The following is a 10,524-nucleotide window of genomic DNA, read 5'->3' as shown; positions in this document are numbered from 1 at the left end:
TGCGCTCTTGAAAATCCTCAAGCTTCCTGTTTTTTGACGAGATAATCAAGCTCTCTGTTTTTGGTTACCAGATTGCGCTGCCGTTCAGCTCCGGCGCACCGGAAATCTGTTTTTTGGGAATGCACAAAAATACCTGAAAAATCGAAGTCTCCGAAATGAAATATTTTGTTTGAAACCGGTATTCCCGCCGGTTTTCAGGAAGGATGAATATTTATCCTCCAAAAGGCAATTCGGCAGTCTTTAATCCGTGAGTGATGGCTTCATCATCTACCCCGCCACTATCCGTATTTTGTAGAGATGTTAAGAAAACTGCGGCTTTAAAATAATAGCGGAAATCTGCCTGCGTAAGCGTGGTATTCGCCTATTCTAACAATATGCACTACGCCACGCTGCCACAGCGAAATCTCTTCCTATCGGCTGTTCAGCCATATCACGAAAAAGCAGGCGCAAGCTCGTTGAGCGAGTGGCTTGCAGCATTATGATTTGCGAAACCAGCTAAAAACCCTTGGCTAAATAGACGAAACTGTCCAGTTGACAATATCATTGGTAATTTTTTTGAAAGCATTATCCAGAGCGGCAGCATATTGATTGTTGTTTGTACCCGATACAGGTGAATTGGCCGTGAAAACTTTCTGCGCTTTTATATTACCGTTTCTGTCATCCATAATTTTTACGGCAATCTCAAGGGTCGCCACATTATGCCCATTCATAACATTGACGTCAAATGAACGAATGTCCGAGAGGATTCGATAATTGATAGCCAAGCCGTCTCCCGGACGCCCGACACCGCCGAAATGATTGCTATTGTCATAAGCTTGAATGAGACGTGCCTGAACAAGATCGGGGAGACGATCGCTCCATTGGGCCCGTTTCAGATAGGAAATAGAACCGCCCTGTTTGACAACAATGTCCTGTCCGTCAAGTGCTTTAACGGCATCCGGTTGTTCAACCAGAATTTGTATTTTCGGATGTTTTTGCGCGCCCTCAAGCGTGGCATTGCCGATTGATAGATCATAAGTGTCGCGTGAAGGTGTACCACAGGCGGAAAGAACCGATGCAGTAAACATGATTCCCAAAGAAACCGAGAGAAACCGACTGACTTTTTTCCGTTCTGTTATCATCGACGTGTTCTCCCGTCATATTGTGGAACAGTCCCCGTCCCGCCGAATAACACGCGTTGTGGATCACGTTCCAAATCCGAAATGGCTCTTTCTATCCGGTCAACCGAACGACGGCTATCACTGACAAGAGCCTCGACATTTCGTAACCCCTGCCCCGAAAAACGTTCCAGATTATTGGCGATAGGTCCTATATGTTCGTTTATAGTATCGGCCGCCTTTTGAATAGAGGCCAAGGTTTGTTGAGCCTGAACAATGACACTGTTCCGGTTATCCGGCGAGAGCATATTGTCAAGCTTGGCCATAATGGAATCGGCTTTTTCCGAGGCGGTATTCAGTCGCGCCATCATCTGTCTGGTATCATCAAGAATTTTTTGAACATTGTCGGTGTTGTTGTTCAACGTCGCAGAGAAATTGCGGGTATTTTTTATCGTTTCTGTAAGAGGCTCGCGTGAATCCTTCATAAATCGTTCCATTTCGCCCAATGTCGAATTTGCACGGGCAAAAATATCTTGTGCGGTTGCCAGAAGATTGTTGAATGTTGAAGGATCGGCATCAATACGTGCAACTGTATCTTCTTTCTTTGCCTCTTCGAGGAGATTCGGTTCTTTCAAGCTACCACCTTTAAGTTCGATAAAAGCAAGTCCCGTCAACCCTTGAAATCCCAATGTTGCAACTGTCGAGCGGGTTATCGGCGTTGTGCCGTTAATCTCTGTTTTTGCGATAACCATATTGGGGTTGGTGTCATCGAGAACAAGGCGGCGCACGGTACCAACGCGTATACCGTTAAAGAATACCTGACTGCTTTCGCCCAATCCGGTAACAGAGCCGGGAATGCGGACATCCAAAGGTTCGAGCTGGTGGGAATCACCCATTCGGGCAATGAAATAAACGATCATAAAAGCAGCGATAAGCGTCACCACAGTGAAGATACCGACTGTCACATAATCTGCTCTGGTTTCCATCTTACTCTGCCGTCTCTTTTATTTCAGGTTCGGGGTGGCGTTTATGCGGAACAATCTGCCTTGCCCGTTTTCCACGAAAATACGATTGAACCCATGGATCGTCAAACTTCAACATATCCTCTATCGTACCTTCAACCATAACCTTTTTATGACCGAGAACCGCTATTCTGTCACAAACAGCGTAGAGGCTATCAAGGTCGTGTGTTACCATATATACAGTTAATCCCATAGTGTCGCGTAAATCTTCAATAAGAAGATCGAAATCTGCCGCACCGATCGGGTCAAGGCCGGATGTCGGTTCATCAAGAAACACAATATGCGGGTCGAGTGCCAAAGCACGCGCAAGTGCTGCACGTTTAATCATACCACCTGAAAGCTCAGAAGGATATTTTTCGGCCGTATCGGCCTCCAGCCCGACCAGAGAAATTTTCAATCTCGCAAGTTCGTCCATCAATTTCGGCGATAAATCCAGGTATTCGCGCATGGGAACCTGTATATTTTCCAAGACATTCAATGCCGAAAACAAGGCGCCATGTTGGAATAATACGCCCATACGCATATCAATCTCGACTTTTTCATTGTCTGAAATTTCATCAATATCCTGTCCCAGAATTTTGATATGTCCGGATACTTTTTTATTAAGCCCCAGAATTGTTCTCATTAACACGGATTTTCCGGCACCCGATGGTCCTATGAACCCAAGAATTTCACCACGGTGAATATCGAGATTAAGTCCATCGAGAACTTTCTTGCTGCCGAACTGCACTGTAACATCACGAACCGAAATGATTTCATCGGTTGTGAGATCCAGTGTCGAATGGTTTCGTTTGGCTCTTTTCACCTTAAAACCTCTTAAAAATTGATCGCAGCATAGAAGATTGCAAAAAAACCGTCGATGACGATAACAACAAAAATGGACTTGACGACCGAAGATGTTACGCGTTGCCCCAATGATTCTGCACTGCCACCAACCTTCATCCCCTCGACCGAAGCAATGATTCCGATAATCAGTGCCATGAAAGGAGCCTTGATAAGACCGGCAAAGTAGGTTGTCGTATAGACAGCGTCATTCAGACGGGTAATAAAGGCTGCATACGAAATATTGGAATAAAGGTTTGCAACAACGCCTGCGCCGATCAATGCTGCAAGATCGGAAATAACTGTCAGGAGTGGCAAAATAATCGCCAAAGCGACGAGTCGCGGAAAAATCAGAACACCTATCGGGTTAAGCCCCATAACTTTTAATGCGTCGGTTTCTTCGCGCATTTTCATAGAGCCGATTTCTGCGGTGATGGCACTTCCCGATCGTCCGGCAATCATAATCGCCGTTAAAAGCACACCGAGTTCACGAAAAACAAGGATACCAACCAGATCGACAACAAAAATTTCTGCACCGAAAAGCCGCAACTGGAATGCACCTTGCTGGGCAATAATTGCCCCCACAATAAATGACATAAGAATGATAATCGGAACGGCCCCTACCCCCATCCGGTCGATCTGTGTCACAACAGCAGGCAGGCTCACCCCGGACCCTCGCCCTTTTTTCATCTGGGAACCGCGAATCGTCGCACCCAATATATCCATTGCCAATAAAAAATCGTGGTAGCTGTTAATGACCCTTTCACCCAGGGCGGAAAAAAAGCGGATATAAGCAGGTAGCTTGGGTTCGTTCAGTGTATCATCTTTATTGGAAAAACTTTTGCCGACAGTAATGAGAAGCGAATGCCACGAATGCTTGGTTCCTGTCAGCTCGACCTCTATGTTGCGTTCTTTGAGCTTGACATAAAGGCGTTCGAGCACCCATGCACCGGCGGTGTCCAGAGTTTCGAGACCGGAAGCATCCAATACAGCTTTTTTGCACTCGGCGTGTTCGAGTTTGCGTAATTCATCGTCGATAAGATATACCGTATGCGTATTCCAATAGCCAAGACACGAAACAGACAGAACTCCGTCCTCTATATCATGTCTAACCATTGCCGGTTTATTTAACTTCTGTTGTGCCGACTTCATACGATCACTCATTCAACCTGTTCATTTCCCCCTGAAATGTCGATTCTTCTCAATACATTCCTAAATATCATCGAGAAAGATTAATCTCCAATTAACTATGTTTTTCTGGACATAACACATTCGTGTAAGCTACACATTCCTGTAGCTCATGACAGTTGCGGATAGTTAGACTATATCTCGACAACTAAAAATGAAAAACAGCGGCATCCACTTAAAAAAGCCGACATAATCCAGTTCTTATATTATAAAAGGTGGATTGAAAGAAAAATACTATGGATTTGGGTTTAACAACACGTAAAGCGATTATATGCGCGTCAAGTAAAGGATTAGGCAAAGCTTGTGCAATCGCTTTGGCTAAAGAAGGATGTGAAGTTGTCATTAACGGACGACATGGCGAAAGTCTTCACGAGACAGCGAAAGAAATCAAATCGCTTACTGGTGCAACTGTGATCGAAGTGGTTGGCGACGTTGCAACTCAAGAAGGACAGAGAGATCTCTTCAAAGCATGTCCGGATCCCGATATTCTTGTCACAAATAATCACGGTCCTGCCTTTCGTGATTTTCGTGAGCTTGATCGCAACACAATTATCGATGGTGTAACGCAAAATATGGTCACACCTATCGAATTGATAAAAGCGGTCATTGATAAAATGGTTGCCAAAAAATTCGGCCGCATTGTTAATATAACATCGACATCGGTTTATGCTCCTATTGCCGGTCTCGATCTTTCATCCGGAGCCCGCGCCGGTTTAACATCTTTTCTTGCCGGAATTGCGCGTACAGTCGTTGCAGACAATGTCACGATCAATAATCTTTTGCCCGGTCCGTTCTTGACTGACCGTTTAAAACAAAGTTTTGCCGCAGCATCGGAAAAGACCGGAATTCCGGTTCATGAAATCGTAGCGAAAAGGCAAACTCAGAATCCGGCTAAACGTTTCGGAAATCCGGAAGAATTCGGGCATGCTTGTGCGTTCTTATGCTCGACAAAATCCGGTTTTATAACCGGCCAAAACCTTATCATTGATGGCGGCGCTTATTTAAGTGCTTTTTAAATTTGGATTAACCCGATGTCACAAAAAAACAAATCCCCCCGTCAAGTAGAACTCGAACAAGCAGCTCTCTTTTATCACCGTTATCCGAACCCCGGAAAACTTGAAATACATCCGACCACACCTTTGGGAAACCAGCGCGATTTGGCGCTTGCCTATTCTCCCGGTGTAGCTGCCCCTTGCGAGGCTATCCACGATGATCCGAAAACGGCCGCCGAATATACTGCACGCTCAAATCTGGTTGCTGTGGTCTCTAACGGTACGGCAGTCCTCGGCCTCGGCAATATAGGACCGCTCGCAGCCAAGCCGGTTATGGAAGGCAAGGCTGTACTCTTCAAAAAATTTGCCAATATCGATGTATTTGACATTGAAATAGATGCCAATGACATTCCCCATATTGTTGATACTGTTGCAGCATTGGAGCCGACTTTCGGCGGTATCAATCTCGAAGACATCAAAGCACCCGAATGTTTTGAAGTTGAAGAGCAACTCAGGGAGCGGATGAATATTCCGGTATTTCACGACGACCAGCACGGTACTGCCATTATCGTCGGCGCGGCCGTTATTAACGGACTTGAACTCGCTCACAAAAACATCAAAGATGTAAAAATTGTCGCTTCCGGAGCCGGAGCGGCCGCCCTTGCCTGCCTCAATCTATTGGTTCGCCTCGGAGCAAAAAAAGAAAATATCTGGGTGAGCGATCTTGAAGGCGTTGTTTATGAAGGGCGTGAAGCTTTGATGGATCGCTGGAAAAGCGTCTATGCGCAGAAAACCGATGCGCGCAAGCTTGACGACATCATCGGGGATGCCGACATTTTTTTGGGCGTTTCTGCCGGTAATGTTTTAAAACCTGAAATGGTAGCAAAGATGGCTAAAACGCCACTCATTCTTGCTCTTGCCAATCCGACACCCGAAATTATGCCGGAAGAAGCGCGGAAAGTACGCCCCGATGCAATGATATGTACCGGTCGTTCAGACTACCCCAATCAGGTCAATAATGTTTTGTGCTTTCCTTATATTTTCCGTGGTGCACTTGATGTCGGGGCAACGGCAATCAACGAGGAGATGAAAGCGGCGGCTGTCTATGCAATTGCAGCTCTCGCCAAAGAAGAACCTTCCGATGTGGCAGCTCGCGCCTATTCGGGCGAGGCCTTGAACTTTGGTCCGAATTATTTGATCCCCTCGCCTTTTGACCCCCGGCTTATTCTGCGCATCTCGCCAGCCGTTGCAAAAGCCGCGATGGAATCGGGTGTCGCGACACGACCGATCACGGATATGAATGCTTATATAGACAAGCTGAACCGCTTTGTTTTCCGCTCCGGACTTATCATGAAGCCGGTTTTTGCTGCTGCCAAATCTGCCCAACATAAGCGCGTTATTTATGCTGACGGTGAAGACGAGCGTGTACTTCGTGCCGCCCAAATTGTTCTTGAAGACCAGACTGCTGTTCCTATTCTGATCGGTCGTCCGGAAGTTGTCGAAGCACGATTGAAACGTTTTGGCCTAAGAATTAGACCCGGCAAAGATTTCGAGCTGATTAACCCGCAAAACGACCCGCGCTACCGCGATTACGTTGATCTGCTTCTCCATTACACAGGGCGGCGTGGTGTCACACCGGAAGCAGCTAAAACCATTGTCCGGACATCTACAACCGCTATTGCCGCGCTGGCAGTCATGCGTGACGAAGCAGACGCGATGATTTGCGGCCTTGGCGGGCGGTTTAGCCGAAATCTCCAGCTTGTGGACCAGATTATCGGCCTTGAAAACAAAGTCGGGCAATTTTCTGCCTTGAGCTTGTTAATTTCACAGCGCGGAACGCTGTTTCTTACCGATACTTATGTGAACACCGATCCGACGGCAGAACAAATTGTCGAAATGGCCGCGCTTGCTGCCGAAGAGGTTCGCGGCTTTGGTATAGAGCCGAAAGTCGCACTGCTTTCACATTCCAATTTCGGTTCCAAGGATACAGATTCTGCGAAAAAGATGCGTAAGGCTTCGGAAATTCTCGCCGAACGTTTTCCCGATCTTGAATCGGATGGTGAAATGCATGGTGATGCTGCTCTCTCGCAAATATTGCGTGATCGTGTTTTTCCCGGTTCCCGACTGAAAGGGGAAGCAAATCTTCTTGTTTTTCCGAATCTAGACGCTGCCAATATCACGCTCAACGTCGTGAAAAATCTGACAGATGCCCTGCATGTAGGGCCAATCCTGTTAGGTACGGCACGACCGGCCCATATTTTAACAACCTCGGTTACCTCGCGCGGCGTTGTCAATATGACTGCATTGGCTGTTCTTGAAGCAAATACAAAAAGGAATCAAAAACAAAACGGATAGGTTTCATCCTGTTCATTTTTTACCTGACTTGTCTTTGTAAACCGTATTCCGTCTCTTTTTTCATAAAAAAGCCTAATTAGAACGGGCTTTATAGTGGAAGAGGCGGAATATTGTTTCCGTGAAGCAATAAGAAATGTTAATTCTGCTTTCAGTCTTTTTTTTAATCGAGAAAGACGCTAGAAAGATTCGCTAAGAGGCTGGTTGACAGCCATAACAATTAAAAGGAATTGCACATTGACCTCTACGTTTGACAGAGTTGCCGACATCATCGCTGAAACAAGCGAGATCGATCGCAATACGATTAAGCCGGATAGCCATGCCATCGACGATCTGGGCATTGATAGTCTTGACTTTCTGGATATTGTTTTTGCTATAGACAAAGATTTCGGTATCAAAATACCGCTGGAAAAATGGACGCAGGATGTTAATGAAGGCAAAGTCGGAACTGATGAATATTTTGTTCTGGAAAATCTTTGCAAGAAGATTGACGAACTCGTTGAAGCCAAGAAAAACGCCGGATAATCTTATATAATGCCAAACAACCATTCTGTCGTCATTACCGGTATAGGTCTGATAAGCTCCCTTGGAGAGGGTGTCGAGAAACATTGGGAGATGTTGAATGCGTCTCCGCTCGCTCCCCACCTCGATCAGGAAAGCTTTGCTCCTTATACAGTTCACGCTCTTGGTGAAGTTGACTGGAGCCTGCAAATTCCCAAGCGCAGCGATCAGCGACAGATGGAAACATGGCAGAGATTGGGCACTTATGCAGCCGGTCTCGCATTGGAAGATGCCGGTGTCAAAGATGACCTTCCGGTAACTTCAACCATGGATATGATTGTTGCTGCCGGTGGCGGCGAGCGCGACATCAATGTCGATGTTGAAATTCTCAACAAAGGCAGGACATCAACAAACCGTGGTGTCATGTTGAATGAAACGCTTTCAACCGAATTACGGCCAACTCTTTTTTTGGCGCAATTATCCAATCTTTTGGCTGGCAATATCTCTATTGTTCACAAGGTTATCGGTTCTTCCCGCAGCTTCATGGGGGAAGAGGCAAGCGGTCTTGCGGCTTTTATGGTTGCAACTGCAAGAATTCAATCCGGCCAGAGCACTCATGCTCTTGTTGGAGGGTCTTATAATTCCCAACATTATGATATGCTTTTGGGACAGGAACTGGGACAACTTTTGAAACGGGACGGGTGGTCTCCGGTCTGGCAGCGGGAAAATTCCCAAGGCGGCGGGCTTGTTACCGGCTCAGGCGGTGTTTTCCTCGTTCTTGAAAGTTTGGAATATGCCAAAAAACGCGGCGCAAAGATTTACGCCACTGTTTCCGACTTTGTGACCGATCAAACAAACCGAAAAACCGCTTCCCTTGATAAAACATTGGAGAGAATGTTTGAACATGTCAAAGGAACCGGCGGGCCAGTACAAAATGATCTGGTTGTATCGGGTGCGTCAGGTGTGAAAGGCATCACCGGAACCGAAAAAGCTTTATGGGATAAAAGCGGACTTCCTTATCGTGGTATTTCCACTTTGTTCGGTCATTGGCGTGAAGCCCAGTTTCCTCTGGCTTTGGCTCTAGGTGCTATAGCGATAAAGAAAAAACAAGCGTTCAAAGCCTTGAGTGAAGATGAAAAACCGTTCGACGGTAATCTTGAAAGCGTCATTGTTTCAACAGTTGGCACAACGAGAGCCGAAGGTATGGCACGGCTTATAGCTGGCTAAAGGATTTGTAATGGACAAATATACCGATCATCTGGGGCGGCCACTTGTCGCAATTACAGGGGCTGGTGTCATCAGCTCTTTAGGCCAAGGTAAAGAAGAAAATTGGCAAAAGCTTATCAATGGTGTCAGCGGTATCCACCGGATAACACGTTTTCCGATCGACGGGTTGACAACACAAATAGCCGGCACTGTCGATTTTCTTGAAGAAAGCCATGTCGGTGCTTCCGCTTTATCAGAAAAACTGGCAACTATTGCAGCAAGCGAAGCAATCAACGAAGCAGGGCTTGATGAAGCTGCATTTAACGGTCCATTGTTTCTGGCTGCTCCGCCGGTAGAACTGGATTGGAAATCACGTTTTGCACTTGATGCTGAAGTCGATCACGAAAAAGCTCCCTCCTATCAGGCTATTTTGGAAGTTTGTGCCAAAAATCCCCATCACAGTTTCTTCGAGACAACCCAATTCGGATATATAGCCGAACGATTGAAAGACCGGTTTGGAACAATTGGTTTGCCAATCACCTTATCTACTGCCTGTGCGTCCGGAGCAACAGCAATCCAACTTGGTGTTGAAGCGATAAGACGCGGCGAAACCGATCGTGCATTGACAATTGGTACCGACGGTTCGGTATCTGCCGAAGCGTTGATACGCTTTTCTCTGCTATCGGCTTTATCAACCCAGAACCAGATACCTGAAAAGGCTTCAAAACCTTTCAGCAAAGGCCGTGACGGTTTTGTCATGGCTGAAGGTGCGGGAGCACTTGTTCTTGAATCTCTCGAAAGCGCATTAAAACGCGGCGCGAAGGTTCTGGGGCTGCTTGCAGGATGCGGTGAAACGGCTGACGATTTTCATCGCACCCGTTCCAAACCCGACGCGTCACCCGCAACCGGCTCAATGCGCAAAGCATTGGAAGATGCGGGCATCGGCATTGATGATATTGATTATATCAACGCCCATGGGACTTCCACGCCGGAAAATGAAAAAATGGAATATCTCGCTTTGTCGAATGTATTTGGCGAACATATCCATAAGGTTCCGGTGTCATCGAACAAGTCCATGATCGGCCACACATTGACCGCGGCCGGTGCTATAGAGGCTGTTTTTTCGCTTTTGACCATCCGGACAGGAATTATGCCACCGACCATCAATTATGATGAACCTGATCCGGCTATCCAGCTTGATGTTGTTCCAAACAAATGCCGCAAGGCGAAGGTGACATCTGTTCTTTCAAATTCTTTCGGGTTTGGTGGTCAAAACGAAAGTCTTGTCATCAGAGGCTATAACGGGTAACTCACCGTTTAGTTTTCTTCTCTGGCAAATTATTT

At 46.5% G+C, this 10,524-nt stretch carries 9 protein-coding genes; 5 read left to right on the top strand and 4 right to left on the bottom strand.

All coding sequences use genetic code 11. From position 1 onward, the window contains the following. Window positions 1-509: 509 nt before the first annotated feature. Genes BBC0122_RS05470 through BBC0122_RS05455 form a run of 4 tightly spaced genes read right to left on the bottom strand, consistent with a single transcriptional unit; the run spans window position 510 to window position 4,105 of the window. Window positions 510-1,121: an ABC-type transport auxiliary lipoprotein family protein gene (locus BBC0122_RS05470; protein ID WP_077992016.1), complete on the bottom strand. Its 612-nt coding sequence runs from the start codon at window positions 1,119-1,121 to the stop codon at window positions 510-512. Next, on the bottom strand, window positions 1,118-2,083 hold the full coding sequence (locus tag BBC0122_RS05465) for an MlaD family protein (protein WP_077992014.1): 966 nt from the start codon (window positions 2,081-2,083) through the stop codon (window positions 1,118-1,120). Before BBC0122_RS05465 ends, BBC0122_RS05470 begins: the two co-directional genes overlap by 4 nt. Before the next feature lies 1 nt (window position 2,084). Continuing rightward, window positions 2,085-2,924: an ABC transporter ATP-binding protein gene (locus BBC0122_RS05460; protein ID WP_077992013.1), complete on the bottom strand. Its 840-nt coding sequence runs from the start codon at window positions 2,922-2,924 to the stop codon at window positions 2,085-2,087. A gap of 11 nt (window positions 2,925-2,935) precedes the next feature. Next, a complete protein-coding gene (locus BBC0122_RS05455; RefSeq protein ID WP_077992011.1) occupies window positions 2,936-4,105 on the bottom strand; it encodes an MlaE family lipid ABC transporter permease subunit in 1,170 nt (389 codons plus the stop codon). Window positions 4,106-4,365: 260 nt separating this feature from the next. Here BBC0122_RS05455 and BBC0122_RS05450 point away from each other — a divergent pair, with 260 nt between their 5' ends. The 5 genes from BBC0122_RS05450 (at window position 4,366) to BBC0122_RS05430 (ending at window position 10,489) form a co-directional block, all read left to right on the top strand. Beyond that, window positions 4,366-5,145, top strand: coding sequence for an SDR family oxidoreductase (locus tag BBC0122_RS05450; protein ID WP_077992009.1), 780 nt, complete (start codon window positions 4,366-4,368; stop codon window positions 5,143-5,145). A 15-nt stretch (window positions 5,146-5,160) separates the two neighbouring features. After that, window positions 5,161-7,476: an NADP-dependent malic enzyme gene (locus BBC0122_RS05445; protein ID WP_077992007.1), complete on the top strand. Its 2,316-nt coding sequence runs from the start codon at window positions 5,161-5,163 to the stop codon at window positions 7,474-7,476. A gap of 234 nt (window positions 7,477-7,710) precedes the next feature. Further along, the gene (locus BBC0122_RS05440) at window positions 7,711-7,998 is read left to right on the top strand and encodes an acyl carrier protein (RefSeq protein WP_077992005.1); all 288 of its coding nucleotides are present in this window, start codon (window positions 7,711-7,713) and stop codon (window positions 7,996-7,998) included. Between the two features lie 9 nt (window positions 7,999-8,007). Then, window positions 8,008-9,201 (top strand): beta-ketoacyl-ACP synthase, encoded by a 1,194-nt coding sequence (locus BBC0122_RS05435; protein ID WP_077992003.1) that lies wholly within the window; start codon window positions 8,008-8,010, stop codon window positions 9,199-9,201. A gap of 10 nt (window positions 9,202-9,211) precedes the next feature. Beyond that, complete coding sequence (locus BBC0122_RS05430; RefSeq protein ID WP_077992001.1) at window positions 9,212-10,489, top strand: beta-ketoacyl-ACP synthase; 1,278 nt, start codon at window positions 9,212-9,214, stop codon at window positions 10,487-10,489. Window positions 10,490-10,524: the final 35 nt, after the last annotated feature.

The sequence above is a fragment of the Ditibartonella choladocola genome (assembly GCF_002007565.1).
GTDB classification, from domain to species: Bacteria; Pseudomonadota; Alphaproteobacteria; order Rhizobiales; family Rhizobiaceae; genus Bartonella; species Bartonella choladocola.
The sequence above is the reverse complement of the archived record's forward strand: the minus strand, read 5'-3'. Positions and strand labels throughout refer to the sequence as shown.

Bases quoted from the DNA above. Each gene is read 5' to 3' on its own strand.
- BBC0122_RS05445 (WP_077992007.1), top strand. From the start codon at position 5,161: ATGTCACAAAAAAACAAATCCCCCCGTCAAGTAGAACTCGAACAAGCA.
- BBC0122_RS05470 (WP_077992016.1), bottom strand. From the start codon at position 1,121: ATGATAACAGAACGGAAAAAAGTCAGTCGGTTTCTCTCGGTTTCTTTG.
- BBC0122_RS05430 (WP_077992001.1), top strand. From the start codon at position 9,212: ATGGACAAATATACCGATCATCTGGGGCGGCCACTTGTCGCAATTACA.
- BBC0122_RS05435 (WP_077992003.1), top strand. From the start codon at position 8,008: ATGCCAAACAACCATTCTGTCGTCATTACCGGTATAGGTCTGATAAGC.
- BBC0122_RS05465 (WP_077992014.1), bottom strand. From the start codon at position 2,083: ATGGAAACCAGAGCAGATTATGTGACAGTCGGTATCTTCACTGTGGTG.
- BBC0122_RS05450 (WP_077992009.1), top strand. From the start codon at position 4,366: ATGGATTTGGGTTTAACAACACGTAAAGCGATTATATGCGCGTCAAGT.
- BBC0122_RS05455 (WP_077992011.1), bottom strand. From the start codon at position 4,105: ATGAGTGATCGTATGAAGTCGGCACAACAGAAGTTAAATAAACCGGCA.